This window comes from Herbaspirillum sp. VT-16-41 (assembly GCF_001994935.1).
Taxonomy (GTDB): Bacteria; Pseudomonadota; Gammaproteobacteria; order Burkholderiales; family Burkholderiaceae_D; genus Herbaspirillum; species Herbaspirillum frisingense.
This window is the reverse complement of record NZ_MUXB01000099.1, coordinates 425,306-441,279: the sequence shown is the minus strand read 5'-3', so window position 1 is coordinate 441,279 and position 15,974 is coordinate 425,306. Positions and strand designations below refer to the sequence as shown.

The 15,974-nt window shown below is 63.0% G+C and carries 13 protein-coding genes and 1 tRNA gene; 6 read left to right on the top strand and 8 right to left on the bottom strand.

All coding sequences use genetic code 11. The annotated features are described in order from the left end of the window. The first annotated feature begins 117 nt into the window (after window positions 1-117). The 3 genes from mnmE (at window position 118) to BTM36_RS10510 (ending at window position 2,624) form a co-directional block, all read left to right on the top strand. Window positions 118-1,518 carry a tRNA uridine-5-carboxymethylaminomethyl(34) synthesis GTPase MnmE gene (mnmE, locus tag BTM36_RS10520; RefSeq protein ID WP_006461364.1) on the top strand — a complete coding sequence of 467 codons (1,401 nt, stop codon included), beginning with the start codon at window positions 118-120 and terminating at the stop codon, window positions 1,516-1,518. 326 nt (window positions 1,519-1,844) lie between these two features. Next, the gene (locus BTM36_RS10515; protein WP_077236226.1) at window positions 1,845-2,438 is read left to right on the top strand and encodes a nitroreductase family protein; all 594 of its coding nucleotides are present in this window, start codon (window positions 1,845-1,847) and stop codon (window positions 2,436-2,438) included. A 109-nt stretch (window positions 2,439-2,547) separates the two neighbouring features. After that, window positions 2,548-2,624 (top strand) — tRNA-Asp (locus BTM36_RS10510). A 263-nt stretch (window positions 2,625-2,887) separates the two neighbouring features. Here BTM36_RS10510 and BTM36_RS10505 read toward each other — a convergent pair. Further along, window positions 2,888-3,775, bottom strand: coding sequence for a LysR substrate-binding domain-containing protein (locus BTM36_RS10505; protein ID WP_077236225.1), 888 nt, complete (start codon window positions 3,773-3,775; stop codon window positions 2,888-2,890). Between the two features lie 172 nt (window positions 3,776-3,947). On the opposite strand from BTM36_RS10505, the gene BTM36_RS10500 reads away from it, so the two are divergent. Both BTM36_RS10500 and BTM36_RS10495 read left to right on the top strand, forming a co-directional pair. After that, window positions 3,948-4,760, top strand: a complete 813-nt coding sequence (locus BTM36_RS10500; RefSeq protein ID WP_077236224.1) for a class II aldolase/adducin family protein — start codon at window positions 3,948-3,950, stop codon at window positions 4,758-4,760. A 68-nt stretch (window positions 4,761-4,828) separates the two neighbouring features. After that, on the top strand, window positions 4,829-6,142 hold the full coding sequence (locus BTM36_RS10495) for an MFS transporter (RefSeq protein ID WP_077236223.1): 1,314 nt from the start codon (window positions 4,829-4,831) through the stop codon (window positions 6,140-6,142). A gap of 96 nt (window positions 6,143-6,238) precedes the next feature. Here the strand turns inward: BTM36_RS10495 and fusA are convergent, their stop codons facing one another. After that, the gene (fusA, locus tag BTM36_RS10490) at window positions 6,239-8,344 is read right to left on the bottom strand and encodes an elongation factor G (RefSeq protein WP_006461379.1); all 2,106 of its coding nucleotides are present in this window, start codon (window positions 8,342-8,344) and stop codon (window positions 6,239-6,241) included. Between the two features lie 230 nt (window positions 8,345-8,574). Between fusA and BTM36_RS10485 the strand changes: the two genes are divergently transcribed. After that, window positions 8,575-9,210 (top strand): TetR/AcrR family transcriptional regulator, encoded by a 636-nt coding sequence (locus BTM36_RS10485; RefSeq protein ID WP_006461380.1) that lies wholly within the window; start codon window positions 8,575-8,577, stop codon window positions 9,208-9,210. Between the two features lie 95 nt (window positions 9,211-9,305). On the opposite strand, the gene BTM36_RS10480 is transcribed toward BTM36_RS10485, so the two are convergent. From BTM36_RS10480 to BTM36_RS10455, 6 genes are all read right to left on the bottom strand, one after another. Beyond that, window positions 9,306-10,232 carry a recombination-associated protein RdgC gene (locus tag BTM36_RS10480; RefSeq protein WP_077236221.1) on the bottom strand — a complete coding sequence of 309 codons (927 nt, stop codon included), beginning with the start codon at window positions 10,230-10,232 and terminating at the stop codon, window positions 9,306-9,308. Between the two features lie 121 nt (window positions 10,233-10,353). Further along, window positions 10,354-10,563, bottom strand: coding sequence for a SlyX family protein (locus tag BTM36_RS10475; RefSeq protein ID WP_006461382.1), 210 nt, complete (start codon window positions 10,561-10,563; stop codon window positions 10,354-10,356). Further along, window positions 10,560-11,858: a TIGR03862 family flavoprotein gene (locus tag BTM36_RS10470; RefSeq protein WP_077236297.1), complete on the bottom strand. Its 1,299-nt coding sequence runs from the start codon at window positions 11,856-11,858 to the stop codon at window positions 10,560-10,562. Before BTM36_RS10470 ends, BTM36_RS10475 begins: the two co-directional genes overlap by 4 nt. Window positions 11,859-11,952: 94 nt before the next feature. Beyond that, window positions 11,953-12,696: an amino acid ABC transporter permease gene (locus tag BTM36_RS10465; protein ID WP_077236219.1), complete on the bottom strand. Its 744-nt coding sequence runs from the start codon at window positions 12,694-12,696 to the stop codon at window positions 11,953-11,955. Window positions 12,697-12,785: 89 nt separating this feature from the next. Further along, window positions 12,786-13,598 carry a basic amino acid ABC transporter substrate-binding protein gene (locus BTM36_RS10460; RefSeq protein WP_077236218.1) on the bottom strand — a complete coding sequence of 271 codons (813 nt, stop codon included), beginning with the start codon at window positions 13,596-13,598 and terminating at the stop codon, window positions 12,786-12,788. 229 nt (window positions 13,599-13,827) lie between these two features. Then, a complete protein-coding gene (locus BTM36_RS10455; protein ID WP_077236217.1) occupies window positions 13,828-15,900 on the bottom strand; it encodes a UvrD-helicase domain-containing protein in 2,073 nt (690 codons plus the stop codon). Window positions 15,901-15,974: the final 74 nt, after the last annotated feature.

Below are 15,974 nucleotides of genomic sequence, written 5' to 3'. Positions count from 1 at the left end.
TGGAATCCACGGGTTTTTTTTCGGTCCTACGCTCCCGTCGGGTTTAACATTGACCCTGCCGCCGGCCCGAAGGGGGGATCCGGCGTGTTTTGATCACACAACAACAAGTAGACGCAGATGACTTTCGATTCTTCTCCCATTGCCGCCATCGCCACCGCACCCGGACGCGGCGGTATCGGTGTGGTCCGCATTTCCGGCAAGAACCTGGCACCGGTGATCCGCGCGGTATGCGGACGCGACAGCCTGGCGCCGCGCCACGCCACCTACCTGCCTTTCCTCAACGAGGACGGCAGCGCCATCGATCAGGGTCTGGCGATCCATTTCCCGGGCCCGCATTCCTACACCGGCGAAGACGTGCTCGAACTGCAGGGCCATGGCGGCCCGGTGGTAATGCAGATGTTGCTGGCACGCTGTGTCCAGGCCGGCGCCGAGATCGGCCTGCGCCTGGCCGAACCGGGTGAATTCACCCAGCGCGCCTTCCTCAACGACAAGATCGACCTGGCCCAGGCCGAGGCCGTGGCCGACCTGATCGAAGCCACCACCGAGGCAGCCGCCAAGTCGGCCTCGGAGTCGCTCTCCGGCGCTTTTTCCAAGGTGATCCATGAGCTGGTCGATCAGGTCACCCGGCTGCGCATGCTGGTGGAGGCCACGCTGGACTTCCCCGAGGAAGAGATCGACTTCCTCAAGCAGAGTGATGCGCGTGGTCAACTGGCCACCATCCGCAGCACGCTGGAAGATGTCTTCCGCCATGCCGCCCAGGGCGCCCTGCTGCGCGATGGTCTGAACGCCGTGCTGGCGGGCAAGCCCAATGTCGGCAAATCCTCGCTGCTCAATGTCCTGGCCGGTTCGGACGTGGCCATCGTCACCCCCATCGCCGGTACCACCCGCGACAAGGTCACCCAGACCATCCAGATCGAAGGCATGCCGCTGAACATCATCGACACCGCCGGCATCCGCGAGGCTGGCGCCGATGGCAGCGGCCCCGACGAGGTCGAGCGCATCGGCATCGAACGCACCTGGGCCGAGGTGGCCAAGGCCGATGTCATCCTGCACATGCTGGATGCCGACCGTGGACCGACCCTGGAAGACGAAAATATCACCGCCCGTTTCCCCGAGGGCGTGCCGATCATCCGCATCTGGAACAAGATCGACCGTTCCGGCCACAAGCCGGCGGTGGACCAGATGCCCGACGCCACCCATGTCTACCTGTCGGCGGCCGAAGGGCAGGGCGTGGAGTTGCTGCGTGGAGAACTGCTGCGCATCGCCGGCTGGCAGCAGACGGTGGAATCGCGCTACCTGGCACGTGAGCGCCACCTGCTGGCCTTGAAGGCGGCCGATGAGCACCTGGCCCAGGCAGCAGCCCATGCGGCGCTGGACAACGAGGCCGGCGAACACGCGCTGGACCTGTTCGCCGAAGAGTTGCGGCTGGCGCAGGAGCGCCTGTCCAGCATCACCGGCAAGTTCACGCCGGATGACCTGCTGGGCGTGATCTTCTCGCGCTTCTGTATCGGCAAGTAAGTGTGGCTCCGATGGGGACAGGGATGGCGCGGATGCCATTCCTGACAGATTCCCCACAGTCCACTGCAGAATTGCAACGAATGTTACAGCGTGTAAAAAGCTTGGAGGCGGGAAGAGAGCATCGTTATTCTGAAGTTCCTCCCCCTCCAATTCATCACCCCTGAGAATTGGATTTAACCCGCCGCCGCAAGGTGCGCGGGTTTTTTTATGGCTGGCGCGGCCGTGCAGCCGCCGCACCCTTTGCTGCCCTGCACGAAAAAGGCGGCGCTGCTAATATGCCTGCTGCCTGAATTCATCCCTCAAAAACAACTTCACAGGAAAAGAGCATGTCCGCCAATCCGCGCAACGCCGACTACCCCATCGATCCGCAATTCCTGAACCGCTGGTCCCCCCGCGCCTACAACGGCGCCGAGATTGCCGAAGAAACCGTACTGACCTTCCTGGAAGCCGCCCGCTGGGCGCCCTCCGCCTACAATGCCCAGCCCTGGCGCTTCGTCTACGCCCGTCGCGGCACCCCTGCATGGGACAGCCTGCTGGGCCTGCTCAACGAATTCAACCGATCCTGGTGCGCCAACGCGTCGGTCCTGATCGTTGTGCTGTCGCGTACCGTCATGCTGCCCCCTGGCGCGACCGAAGTCGTCCCGGCCCCGACCCACTCCTTCGACACCGGCTCGGCCTGGGGCTACCTGGCCCTGCAAGCCTCGCTGTCCGGCTGGCATGCCCACGGCATGGCCGGTTTCGACAAGGACAAGGCCCGTACCGAACTGAACGTACCGGCCGAATTCTCGGTGGAAGCCATGGTCGTCATCGGCAAGCTGGGCGACAAGTCCGTCCTGCCGGAAGGCCTGCAAGCCCGTGAAGTCCCCAGCCCGCGCGAACCGCTGTCGAAGCTGGCATTCGAAGGCAAATTCAAGGCGTGAGCCTGACCGTAAAATATTTCGCAATTTTATGAAGAGGGGCTAGCTTTTTGAAAAAAGCTCTCCTATAATAGCGTTCTTTCAGCAAGCAAAGACAGCTGAAACGGTTTTAGGAGTGGTAGTTCAGTTGGTTAGAATACCGGCCTGTCACGCCGGGGGTCGCGGGTTCGAGCCCCGTCCGCTCCGCCAAATAAAACGCCCCGTTCGCAAGAACGGGGCGTTTTTGTTTTTGCGCAGCAAAAACCAGCGGAGTGGAGGGAGCCGCCTGCGCGGCTCCCGGCGGGGCGAGAAGGGAATCGCTTGCAAGCGATTCCGCGGCTTGCGCGTGTGTAGGAGAGCCCCTGCCGCTGTGCCAGATAAAACGCCTCGTTCGCAAGAACGGGGCGTTTTTGTTTGTTATGCGCTTGTATAAACAAGCGGACTAGTCGCGTTGCACGTGGTCTTCGCTGGGTTTAGCCCGCAGCCGTACGTATCCATTCCCTGAATGCCTTCACCGCCCGCATGCCGGCGTCTCCCCGGCGATAGCACAGGAAGTGCATTTCCTTCTGGATGGACTTGAAGACATTCTCGTCCAGCCGCACCAGGTCTCCGCGCGCCAGTTCGGTCTCGGCGAAGCGCGCCGTCTCCAGCGCCACGCCCAGGCCATCGACGGCGGCGGCTACTGCCAGCGAGCCACGGTCAAAGGAGGGATGGGCGCGCGGCGGCAGGCGTACGCCGTGCAGGTCGAACCAGTCCTTCCAGCGCACCGGATTGAGCTTGGATTCGATCAGGGTGAGTTCCAGCAGATCCAGCGGCCCCCGGATGGCATGACGCTGCAGCAGAGCCGGAGAGCACAGCGGTACGGTCGGTTCCATGCCCAGTGCTTCGACGAGGACGCCATCGCGGTGCGGCGGGGCGCCGTAGGCAATGTCGATATCGATGGCGGCATCGCGCTGCAGGTCGATGGGCTCGGCGCTGGTGGACATCTGCAGGGTGATCGCCGGATGCGCCTGCATGAACTGCCCCAGGCGCGGACTCAACCACTTGCTGGCAAAGCTGGGCGCGCAATGCACCGCCAGCACGGCCCGCTCATCGGCCTGGCGGAACACCGCACAGGCGTCTTCGATCGCATCGAAGGCCGGGGAGAGCTTGCCCAGAAACAGCTGACCCTGGAGGGTCAGCGTCACCCGCCGGGTCTGGCGGATGAACAACTCCTTGCCGCACCACTCCTCGAGCGAGCGCACCTGGTGGCTGATGGCCGAGGTGGTCAGGTGCAGCTCCTGTGCCGCCAGTGTGAAACTGCCCAGCCGGGCAGCAGCCTCGAAGGCACGTAGCGAGAAGAAGGAGGGCAGTTTGCGCATGGCGGATGGCTGGCAGGGTGGAGTGTGCGGCGGATCGGCTTATGGTTGAGCCGGATTCAACAATCGGTGAAAAGAGGTCTTTTGTCAACGCGCGGGCGTACTGCCACCATGGCAGCCAGCCGTCAGGAAGACTACCTGCGCCCCTTCATTCCCGATAACAGGAGACCGCATCATGCTCGACACCGTCAAACGCACATCTGTCTACCAGCCCGAGCAACTGGGCCTGAGGTTCCCCGAGATTCCCGAGTTCAAGAGCTTCGACGAGCATCGCCTCTACCTCAAGAAGCGCCTGGTCGCGGCCTGCCGCGCCTTCGGCCAGCAAGGCTTCGACTATGGCTTTGCCGGCCACCTGACGGTGCGTGACCCGGAACGTCCCCACCTGTACTGGACCAATCCGATGGCCGTGCATTTCAATCAGGTGCGTATGTCCAACCTGATCCTGGTGGATCACGAAGGTCGCGTGGTCGAAGGTGACTATGCTGTCAACCGCGCCGGTTTCGTGTTGCATGCGGCCGTGCACGAAGCGCATCCCGAGATCGTCGCCATGTGCCATGCCCATACCGAATACGGCACCGCTTTCTCCACGCTGGGCCAGCCGCTGTTGCCGATCAGCCAGGATGCCGCCGCCTTCTTCGAAGACCATGTGGTCATCGGCGACGAGGCCGGCCAGGTCGCCGTCGAGGTCAAGGCCGGGCATCGCGTGGCCAATGCCTTTGCCGGCGTGAAGGCGGCCATCCATCAGAACCACGGGCTGTTGACCGCCAGCCGCCACAGCATCGAATCGGCCGCCTTCTGGTTCATCGCCCTGGAACGCTGCTGCAAACAGCAGTTGCTCATCGCCGCCAGCGGCCAGACGCCGCGCCTGGTGCCCGAAGACAAGGCCCGCTACAGCCGCGAGCACGTCGGGAGCGACTATATCGGCTGGTTACACTTCCAGCCCATCTACGACGACCTGGTGGCGACCCAACCCGACATGTTCACCTGAGCCGGCAATAGCGGCCGAGCCCCCGCAGAGGCGGCCGGCCAGCAGTACCCCATCACAACGGAGACCCCATGACCACCACTATCGCCACCGGCCAGGCCGGGCTTGCGCCGGCCGCCGAAGAGCGGCTCTATGCCAAAGTCACCTGGCGCCTGATTCCCTTCCTCTTCATCTGCTACGTGGTCGCCTATCTCGACCGCGTCAACGTCGGTTTCGCCAAGCTGCAGATGCTGAATGAACTGCAGTTTTCCGAGGCCGTGTACGGCCTGGGCGCCGGTATCTTCTTCCTCGGGTATTTCATCTTCGAAGTACCCAGCAACCTGATGCTGCATCGCTTCGGCGCGCGTCGCTGGATTGCCCGCATCATGTTCAGCTGGGGCATCATCTCCGGCGCCATGATGTTCGTGCAGACGCCTACCGTCTTCTACATCATGCGCTTCTTCCTGGGCGTGGCCGAGGCCGGCTTCTTCCCTGGCATCATCCTCTACCTGACCTACTGGTATCCCTCGGCCCGACGCTCCAAGGTGACGTCGCTGTTCATGACCGGCATCCCCATGGCCGGGGTACTGGGCGGTCCGCTGTCGGGCTGGATCCTGGCGACCTTCGATGGTGCGCATGGCATGGCGGGATGGAAGTGGCTGTTCCTGATCGAAGCCTTGCCTTCGCTGCTGCTGGGTGTGATGGTGCTCAAATACCTGGACGACGGGATCAACAAGGCTTCCTGGCTCAACGATGACGAGAAGCGCCTGCTGCAGGCCAATATCGACGCCGACGACGCCAAGGTCAGCGAGCATTCGATGCTGGGTGGATTCCGCCATCCGATGGTGTGGGTGCTGTCGGCTGCCTACTTCGGTTTCATCATGGGCCTGTATGGCATCGGCTTCTGGTTGCCGACGTTGATCAAAGCCTCCGGTGTGAGCAGCCCCGAAACCATCGGCTGGCTGGTCGCCATCCCCTATGCTGCGGCCACCCTGGCAATGATCTGGACCAGCACGCATTCCGATCGCACCGGTGAACGCCGCCGGCACGTCGCCCTGCCGGCGCTGTTGGGGATGGTCGGCCTGATTGCCAGTACCCTGCTGCCGCAGACGCCGCTGGTGGCCGTGGCCACGCTGACGCTGGCGACCATGGGCATCATTACCGGCCTGGCGCAGTTCTGGTGTCTGCCACCGGCCTTCCTGCGCGGTGCCGCTGCCGCCGCAGGGATCGCAGTCATCAACTCGGTGGGCAACCTGGCGGGTTTTGTCAGCCCCTTCATCGTCGGCTGGATCAAGGATGTCACGCACAGCACCAACAATGGCCTGTATGTGATCTCGGCCAGCCTGGTCGTGGCGGCGGCGATTGCCCTGTCGATGGCCAGGGAGAAGGTCAACCAGCCACGTTGACTGGCCGTCTCTAAAAATAAAGCCGGGACATCGCAAGATGCCCCGGCTTTGTGACTACCCGGCGTAGAACCCCGATGGCCTGCGCAGACCAGGCAATCAGCCGCGTGCCTTGTTACCGGTCAACTGCTCCACCACCTGCCGTGGCGCCTCGGCATAGTGCTTGAACTCCATCGAGTAGGTGGCGCGACCTTGCGACAGCGAACGCAGCGTGGTCGAGTAGCCGAACATTTCCGACAGGGGGACTTCGGCGCGCACCAGCTTGCCGCCGCCGACCATGTCTTCCATGCCCTGCACCATCCCGCGCCGCGAGGACAGGTCGCCCATCACGTTGCCCATGAATTCCTCGGGCGTTTCGACCTCGACCTGCATCATCGGCTCCAGCAGCATGGGACCGGCGCGCTTCATCGCCTCCTTGAAGGCCATCGAGCCCGCCATGCGGAAGGCGTTTTCGTTGGAGTCCACGTCGTGATACGACCCGAAGGTCAGCGTGGCCTTCACGTCCACTACCGGATACCCCGCCAGCACACCCGCCTTGAGCGATTCCTGGATGCCCTTGTCCACCGCCGGGATGAATTCGCGCGGGACCACGCCACCCTTGATGGCATCGACGAATTCATAGCCCTTGCCGGCCGGTTGCGGCTCCAGCTTGATCACCACATGGCCGTACTGACCGCGTCCGCCCGACTGCTTGACGAACTTGCCTTCCACGTCTTCCACGCCCTTGCGGATCGCTTCGCGGTAGGCCACCTGCGGCTTGCCGACGGTGGCTTCGACGTTGAACTCGCGCTTCATGCGGTCCACCAGGATTTCCAGGTGCAGCTCGCCCATGCCCGACATGATGGTCTGGCCCGATTCCTCGTCGGTATGCACGCGGAAGGACGGATCCTCCTGCGCCAGGCGGTTCAGGGCAATGCCCATCTTTTCCTGGTCGGCCTTGGTCTTCGGTTCCACCGCCTGCGAGATCACCGGTTCCGGGAAGATCATGCGTTCCAGGATGATCGGATGCTCCGGATCCGACAGGGTGTCACCGGTGGTCACGTCCTTCAGACCGACGGCCGCCGCGATATCGCCGGCGAACACTTCCTTGATCTCCTTGCGCTCGTTGGCGTGCATCTGCAGGATGCGGCCCAGGCGTTCCTTCCTGCCCTTCAGCGGGTTGTAGACCGTGTCGCCGGAGTTGATGAGGCCGGAATACACGCGGAAGAAGGTCAGTTGCCCCACGAACGGGTCGGTCATGATCTTGAAGGCCAGGGCCGAGAACGGTTCCTCGTCCGACGGATGGCGCTCGATCTCGCTGTCGTCCTCGGCATGGCCGGCGATGGCCGGCACGTCGATGGGCGAGGGCAGGTAGTCGATCACCGCATCCAGCATGGCCTGCACGCCCTTGTTCTTGAAGGCGCTGCCAGCCAGCATCGGCACGATCTCGTTGGCCACCGTGCGCAGGCGCAGGCCGCGCTTGATGTCGTCCTCGGTCAGGGGCGTGCCGGAGAGGTATTTCTCCAGCAATTCCTCATTGGCCTCGGCGGCCTGCTCGACCATGCGGTCGCGCCATTCGCGTGCGGTCTCTTCCAGCTCCAGCGGGATGTCTTCGTACTTGAACAGCACGCCCTGGCTGGCCTCGTCCCAGATGATGGCCTTCATCTTGACCAGGTCGATCACACCCGAGAAGTGGTCTTCCGCGCCCACCGGAATCTGGATGGGGACGGCTTTGCCCTTCAGGCGTTCCTCGATCTGACGCTGCACGCGGAAGAAGTCTGCGCCGATGCGGTCCATCTTGTTGACGAAGGCGATGCGCGGCACCTTGTACTTGTTGGCCTGGCGCCAGACGGTCTCGGACTGCGGCTGCACGCCACCCACCGAGTCGTACACCATCACCGCGCCATCCAGCACGCGCATGGAACGCTCCACCTCGATGGTGAAGTCCACGTGGCCCGGGGTGTCGATGATGTTGATGCGGTGTTCGGGGTAATTGCCGGCCATGCCCTTCCAGAAGGCGGTGGTGGCGGCCGAGGTGATGGTGATGCCGCGTTCCTGCTCCTGCTCCATCCAGTCCATGGTGGCCGCACCGTTATGCACTTCGCCGATCTTGTGATTCACACCCGTATAAAAAAGAATGCGCTCGGTGGTCGTGGTCTTGCCCGCGTCGATGTGGGCGCTGATACCGATGTTGCGGTAGTTTTCTATTCGGGTCTTGCGGCTCATGGCATGTCCTTTCGATGGGTGCCTATTTGACTGATGAGGTGGGAAACAGGTGGTCATGGACCACCAATCCTGTTCGGTACACGCTTATTTATGTAACGAGCATTAGATAATAGAAACGACTGCGGGATTATTCAAGGGGTTTGCAATTATTTTTGTAACCCCGATTAAAATAAACTACACTGCCTGACGAATCCATTACCGATTGGGGTAACACCCCGCAAAGGACACCGATGATAAGAACCCGCGGCCGCCCGCGCAGTTTCGATCGCGATCAGGCATTGCGCCAGGCCATGCAAGTCTTCTGGAACAAGGGTTACGAAGGCACCACCATGGCCGACCTGACCGATGCCATCGGCGTGAAGGCCCCGAGCCTGTACGCCGCCTTCGGCGACAAGGATGCCTTGTTCCGGGAGGTGGTGGAAGTCTATTCGCGCACGGTCAGCGCCGAACCCTTGCGCCTGTTGCAGGCTGGAAAGGGCATACGCGAAGATCTGCAGGCCATGCTGCGCGCCAGCGTGCGCATGTATTCCGGCAAATCCGAGTTACCAGGATTGCCGGTTGGCAAAGGCTGCATGGTGGTGATTTCCGCCATCAACTGTGCCCCCGAGAACAGCGAACACAGTGATGCGCTGTCGCAACGCCGGCACAAGCGCCGCAACGAGATCCGCGCCCGCCTGCTACAGGCGCAACGCGATGGCGAGATTCGCGCCGATGCCGACGTGACTGCGCTGGGCGATTTCTATACCAGCTTCCTCAATGGACTGGCGTTGGGCGCCCGGGACGGGGTGTCCAATGCGCGGCTGGCCGCCACGCTCAAGCACGCCATGCTGCCGCTGGAGAGCGTGCTGGTGGAAGCGGGCAGTTGACACTGCGATGCCAGTGCTGGCAAGGGACATAAAAAAACGGGAGCCGAGGCTCCCGTTGTTCATTGGCTTGCTTGCAGCAGCTCAGGCCTTAGTGCTCAGGCCGCTTGTGCCAGGGCACCGTCATTTTCCTTCAACTGGCCGCCCAGGGCGTCCACCAGCGCGGCCAGCAGCTTGGCCAGTTCGCCGCTCATCAGCATGAAATCGCCGTCGAAGCGTTCGTCGTCGTTCTTGCCGGCGATTTCGCTGTCTTCCTTGAGCACGTCCAGCGGCGCGATGCGCTTGACCGACAGGTTCTCGGTCAGCACGAAGGACACCTTGTCCGCCCAGGTCAGGGCCAGGCGGGTGCACTGCTTGCCGGCCTCAATGTGGCGGCGGATGTCTTCCGCTTCCAGTGCGTGGCGGACATAGCGCACGGTGGCCTTGCTCTCGGCGGTGGAGCGCAGTTCGGTATCCTGGTCCACGGTGAAGCCGTTGGGGGCTTCATCGCTGACCAGCCAGTCGGTCATCGCCGCGCCTGGCGACATGACGGTGCGCAGCGTTTCCAGCGGGAACTTCGGAATGGCCTTGAACAGCAGTTTCAGGACTTCCTCGGCCTTGGAGGGCGAGCCGGCATCGACCAGCAGCCAGCCATTGACCGGATCGATCCACACCCAGGTGCTGCGCACCACGGAAAAGGCGCGCGGCAGCAGCTCATCGGTGACCTGCTCCTTCAATTCCTTGGTCTGCTTGCGGCCGGGCGGGAAGCCCTGCTGTTCTTCCAGCTCGGCGGCGCGGGCCTTGGTGACCTGGTTGATGACGGTCGAGGGCAGCAGTTTCTTTTCGGTATCGAGCTTGAGCAACAGCTGGCGGTTCACCACATGTACCAGCTTTTCATTGTTGCGCGGCGGGACCCAGCCCTGGCTTTGCATGTCCAGGCTGGAGCAGGCGGTGAAGGCCTGCGGTGCCAGGTGGGATTCGAGTTCGTCGGCGTTGATCGCCCACGGTGCGGGCAGACGATAGATCTGTAGATTCTTAAACCACATAGGCTTCCGGAGGCAGGGGCAAAAAGGAAGATTTTACACGTCCGTCCCGACACAAGCGATGTCGGATTGTCCACGTCCGTCCCTGAATTTTCCATCCCGCGACAGTGCCGTCGCCTATGGTTCAGTAATGCGGCGGCCTTTCATTGGCCGCCGCACGATCCTGACTGCTGTCGGACATTTCCTTGAAGCGTTTAGCCAGGGCATGCAGCAGCATTTCCAGTTCCTCGATCTTCTTCTGCTGGCGATAGACGGTCTGGTTCAGCTCATCCACCAGATCTTCCTGATGGGCGATCTTCATCTCGATGTCGATGATGCGGTCTTCGTTGATCACTTCTGTCCTTCCGTAGAGGGGGTGGCCAGGCCGGCATGGCGGCCTTCGTCCTTGAGCCATTGGACCACGCCAAGGCCGGCGGCATGGCCGGTGGCGAAGCAGGCGGTGAGCAGATAGCCGCCCGTGGGCGCTTCCCAGTCCAGCATTTCGCCGGCGCAGAACACACCCGGCAGGGCGCGCAGCATCAGCGCGTCGTCCAGGGCCTCGAAGCTGACGCCACCGGCACTGCTGATGGCTTCCTCGATCGGACGCGGTCGCAACACCGGCAGCGGCAGTGCCTTGATGGCACGTGCCAGCTTGCCCATGTCGGCGAAATCTTCCTTGCTCATCAGTTCGCGCAACAGGCCGGCCTTGACGCCCTTGAGATGCAGGCGGCTCTGGAGGTGGCTGGACAGCGAGCGGGCGCCCCGTGGATGGGCCAGCTCGGCTTCCACCTTTTCCAGCGACCAGTCCGGCAGCAGGTCCAGATAGAGGCGGGCCGATCCGGTGCTGGCGATGGTCTCGCGCAGGGCAGCCGACATGGCATAGACCAGGCTGCCTTCGATGCCTTGTGCGGTGACGATGAATTCACCGCGACGATTCTGTACGCCGCCGCTGGGCAGCGCGGTACTGGCGACCACCGGCTTGACCGGTTGGCCGGCGAAGCGCTCGCGGAAGTGTTCGCTCCAGTCCAGTTCGAAGCCGCAGTTGGAGGGCTGCAGCGCAGCGACCTCGACCTGGCGTTCACGCAGCAATGGCACCCAGCTGCCGTCCGAGCCCAGGCGCGGCCAGCTCGCTCCGCCCAGGGCCAGGACCACGGCGTCGGCGCGCACGCTGATGTCGCCCTCGGGGCCGGCCAGGTGCAGGCTGCCATCGTCCTGCCAGCCCAGCCAGCGATGGCGCATGTGCAGGCGCACGCCGGACTCGCGCAGGCGATGCAGCCAGGCGCGCAGCAGCGGTGCAGCCTTCATCTCGCGCGGGAAGACCCGGCCGGAACTGCCGACGAAGGTCTCGATGCCGAGATCATGGATCCACTGGCGCAGGCGATCCGCATCGAAGCGGCGCACGAAGGGCGCGACCTGCTCGCGGCGATTGCCGTAGCGCGGCAGGAAGTCGGGCTGCGCTTCGGAGTGCGTGATGTTCATGCCGCCACGCCCGGCCAGCAGGAACTTGCGGCCGGCCGAGGGCATGGCGTCATAGACGTCCACGGCCAGGCCATGGGCGGCCAGCACTTCGGCCGCCATCAGCCCGGCCGGGCCGGCACCGATCACGACTGCGCGACCGTTGCCTGGGGTATTGCTTGGGGGAGTCTGCATCTGTGTCATGCGCGGGATGATACCGCCCGCCTGCGCTGAGCGCACGCGATTGCCGCACATTGCGGCGGTGGTGGTCAGTAGTGGTCAGCTGCGATCAACGACGATGCGGTGCGCTGTACTTGTTTTCCAGGCGCGACACGACCAGTGCCAGGCAGATGGTCATGGAGAAATACAGTACCGAGATGGTGATATACGGTTCCCAGTAGCGGGCATAGGTGCCGGCCACGGTACGGGCCGCATACGCCAGTTCGGCCAGGCCGATGGCCGAGACCAGGGACGAATCCTTCAGCAGCGTGATGGCTTCGTTGCCCAGCGGAGGCAGCATGCGGCGAAAGGCCTGGGGCAGCACCACGTAGCGCATCGTCAGGCCGTAGTTCATGCCCAGGCTGGCGGCGGCATAGGACTGGCCGCGCTCGATGGACTGGATGCCGGCGCGGAAGATTTCCGAGATGTAGGCCCCGGCATTGAGCGACAAGGCCACCGTACCCGACAGGAAGGCGCCGTAGTCCTGCTTGATGGTCCTGGCCAGTTCGCCGCTGATCAGGAGGCCATGCTCCTGCTGCACCAGCAAGGGCATCATTGCAAAGTGGATCAACATGATCTGCACGAACAACGGCGTGCCACGGAAAAAGGCCACATAGAAGCCGGACAGCCAGCGCAGGCATCTGAGCGGCCACTTCCAGGCGCCGTGCTGTACCTCGGCCAGGCGCAGCATGCCCACCAGCAAGCCGATCACGGTGCCGATCAGGATACTGATCAGCGACACCTGCAAGGTCATGAGAACGCCCTTGGCGAACAGCGGCGCATAGCCTTGGATGATGCTCCAGCGGAAATCCATGTCGGACTCGATCGGTGATTGAAGAAATCGGGTGTCGAAAATGCAGGACGGCGGCATGGCGCCGCCGTCCTGTCTTGGCAGCGGTCTGCTTACTTGCCGAAGTATTGTGCGCTGATGGCGGCGAAGCTGCCATCGGCCTTCATCTCGGCCAGGCCCTTGTTGATCCTGGCCAGCAGTTCCGGATCATCCTTGCGCACGGCGATGCCGTAGTCTTCCTTGGGGAAATCCGGATCGGTGACGGTGCGCAGCTTGCTGTTGGGGTTGTTGGCGATGTAGTTCTTGACCACCGGCTCATCGGCCACGACCGCATCGACGCCACCGCTTTCCAGTTCCTTCAGGGCCAGCGGGGTCGAGTCGAAGCGCTTGATCCTGGCGCTGTTCTTGCCCAGCACCTGCTGCACCAGTTCGTCACCGGAGGTGGCGCTCTGGGTGCCCACGGTCAGGGGCTTCAGGTCGGTCATCTTGCTGACCTTGGTATCAGCGGCCGGCAGGGCGATGGTCTGGGTGGCCACGAAGTAGGGGTCCGAGAAGGCCACCGATTTCTTGCGCTCGTCGGTGATGGTGATGGCCGAGATCAGCAGGTCACGGTCACCCTGCGCCAGGAAGTTGAAGAAGCCTTCGAACGGGGTCGGCACGAACTTGACTTCGATGCCGATCTTCTTGGCCAGCGCCTTCATGATGTCGATGTCGAAGCCGACCACTTCCTTCTGTTCGTTTTCCGAGGAGAAGGGCGCGTAGGCCGATTCCACGCCGACCACGTACACGCGTGCCGGGGCGGCCTGCGGCGCGGCGGCAGTGGCGCTCTTGTCTTCCTGCTTGCCACAGGCAGCCAGGCCCAGCATGCCGACGAAGCCGGCGGTCAGCGCCAGCGCGCGGGCGTGGCGGGAGAACATCTTGATCATCTTGTGGATTTCCTTGTCTGGAATGGTTGGGCGGAGCAAGGCGGCACGCGCGGATGGCACAGCCGGTGATGTTGCTCCGGTGAAACTCGGGGATTTTTTAGCAGGCGGCATTTTAAACCGCGAGACGGCCGGGGCGGGCGCTTGCACATCAAATCCGGGCAAATCGCACAATTTATGTGCGTGTGGACGACATTTTTGCCACGTTTTGAACACTCTGGCGCGGCCAGGCTCAACTTCCTTCCGGCGTCGGACGAGGTTTCTGCAACAAGGCCTTCAGATTGGCCAGCCGCGCCTGGGGCGTGATCTTTTCACTTTCCTGCGGCACCGCCTCGCCTTCGTCCAGCCGCATCTCCTTCACGAAGCGCGAAATCTGGCACTCGATCACTTCCTTGGCGCGCTTGCGGCGCTTGCACCAGGACAGGTGCAGCGAGCGCTGGGCGCGGGTGATGCCGACATACATCAACCGGCGTTCTTCTTCCACGCGTGCGGCGGCGGCTTCGGGCGGGGTATCGGGGTCGCCCTTGTGGGGCAGGATGCCTTCTTCCACGCCCACCAGGAAGACGTGCGGAAACTCCAGTCCCTTGGAGGCGTGCAGGGTCGACATGCGCACTGCATCCTGCTCTTCATCGCGGCCTTCAAGCATGCTCATCAGGGCCACCATCTGGGTGATCTCCAGCAGGTTCTTTTCCTCGCCGTCGCCATCGCGGCCGCCGCAGGCGCGTTCCTTCAGCCAGTTGATGAAGTCCACCACGTTCTGCCAGCGTGCCTGGGCGGCGCGCTCCTCGAAGCTGTCATAGAGGTAGAACTCGTAGTTGATGGCCTCCATCATGTCGTCCAGCACGCGGCCGGCCTCGGCACCGCTGCCGGAGGGTCCGGGTCGGGTGGCACGCGATTCCAGGGCGTTGATGAAGTCGCAGAACTTGCGCAGCGGCAGCAGTTGGCGGTCGGTCAGCTTGTCTTCCAGACCACCCTTGTAGACGGCTTCGAACAGCGAGCACTGCCACTGCCCGGCCAGCGTACCCAGCACTTCCAGCGTGGCCTGGCCGACGCCCCGGCGCGGGGTGGTGACGGCACGGATGAAGGCCGGGTCGTCGTCCTGATTGGCGATCAGGCGCAGGTAGGCAATGATGTCCTTGATCTCGGCGCGGTCGAAGTAGCTCTGTCCGCCGGACATGACGTAGGGAATGCGTTCGCGCCGCAGCGATTTTTCCAGGATGCGGGCCTGGTGGTTGCCGCGGTACAGGATGGCGTAGTCGGCGAACTTGGCGCGCCGCTCGAAGCGATGTGCCGAGAGGGTGATGGCGATCTGGTCGGCCTCGGCTTCCTCGTCATCCATGGCCATCACGCTGATCGGATCGCCCAGGCCGTGTTCCGACCAGAGCGTCTTGTCGAACAGCTTGGGGTTGTTGGAAATGACCGCATTGGCCGCCTGCAGGATGCGCGTGCTGGAGCGGTAGTTCTGTTCCAGCTTGATCAGGTGCAGGTTGGGGAAGTCCACACCCAGCAGCTTGAGGTTTTCGATGGTGGCGCCGCGCCAGGCATAGATGGCCTGGTCGTCATCGCCCACGGCGGTGAACATGGGCTTCTTGCCCACGCCGGTGACCAGCAGCTTGACCAGTTCGTACTGGCAGGTGTTGGTGTCCTGGTATTCATCGATGAGCAGGTAGCGCAGCTTGCGCTGCCAGCGGTCGCGCACTTCCTCGTTGCTGCGGAACAGTTCCACCGGCAGGCGGATCAGGTCGTCGAAGTCCACTGCCTGGTAGGCCTTGAGCGTGGCGACATAGCTGCGATAGATGCGGGCCGCCTGGGCCTCGTCCTCGGTGCGGGCGTTCTTCTCGGCCAGTGTCGGATCGACCAGGCCGTTCTTCCACAGCGAGATGGCGTTCTGGATGCCGCGGATGATGGCCTTGTCGGTGGTTACCGCCAGTTCTTGCACCAGGGAAAAACAATCGTCGCTGTCCATGATTGAAAAGCGGTCCTTCAGCCCCAGATGCTTGGACTCCTGCCGCAGTATCTTCACCCCCAGCGAATGGAAGGTCGACACCGTGAGGTGCTTGGCCTGTTTCGGGTCCTTCAACAGCTTGGCGATACGCTCCTGCATTTCCAGCGCAGCCTTGTTGGTGAAGGTCAGCGCGGCGATGTTGCGCGATTCGTAACCGCAGTTCTCGATCAGGTGTGCGATCTTCTGCGTGATCACCCGGGTCTTGCCCGAGCCGGCCCCGGCCAGCACCAGGCAAGGTCCGGCCATATAGTGGACGGCTTCGCTTTGTGGCTTGTTCAGGCCGAAAGAAGGGGCGGACATACGGAGGGTATCGGCGGCGGCAGGGGGTGGAAAAGAGGCGCCATTGTAGCAGTCCGCCTGCAGCCCGGCCGCTT

Coding starts and splice junctions, on each gene's coding strand:
- fusA (WP_006461379.1), bottom strand. CDS start 8,344: ATGAGCCGCAAGACCCGAATAGAAAACTACCGCAACATCGGTATCAGC.
- BTM36_RS10500 (WP_077236224.1), top strand. CDS start 3,948: ATGCTCGACACCGTCAAACGCACATCTGTCTACCAGCCCGAGCAACTG.
- BTM36_RS10470 (WP_077236297.1), bottom strand. CDS start 11,858: ATGCAGACTCCCCCAAGCAATACCCCAGGCAACGGTCGCGCAGTCGTG.
- BTM36_RS10505 (WP_077236225.1), bottom strand. CDS start 3,775: ATGCGCAAACTGCCCTCCTTCTTCTCGCTACGTGCCTTCGAGGCTGCT.
- BTM36_RS10465 (WP_077236219.1), bottom strand. CDS start 12,696: ATGGATTTCCGCTGGAGCATCATCCAAGGCTATGCGCCGCTGTTCGCC.
- BTM36_RS10495 (WP_077236223.1), top strand. CDS start 4,829: ATGACCACCACTATCGCCACCGGCCAGGCCGGGCTTGCGCCGGCCGCC.
- BTM36_RS10515 (WP_077236226.1), top strand. CDS start 1,845: ATGTCCGCCAATCCGCGCAACGCCGACTACCCCATCGATCCGCAATTC.
- BTM36_RS10480 (WP_077236221.1), bottom strand. CDS start 10,232: ATGTGGTTTAAGAATCTACAGATCTATCGTCTGCCCGCACCGTGGGCG.
- BTM36_RS10460 (WP_077236218.1), bottom strand. CDS start 13,598: ATGATCAAGATGTTCTCCCGCCACGCCCGCGCGCTGGCGCTGACCGCC.
- BTM36_RS10485 (WP_006461380.1), top strand. CDS start 8,575: ATGATAAGAACCCGCGGCCGCCCGCGCAGTTTCGATCGCGATCAGGCA.
- BTM36_RS10455 (WP_077236217.1), bottom strand. CDS start 15,900: ATGTCCGCCCCTTCTTTCGGCCTGAACAAGCCACAAAGCGAAGCCGTC.
- mnmE (WP_006461364.1), top strand. CDS start 118: ATGACTTTCGATTCTTCTCCCATTGCCGCCATCGCCACCGCACCCGGA.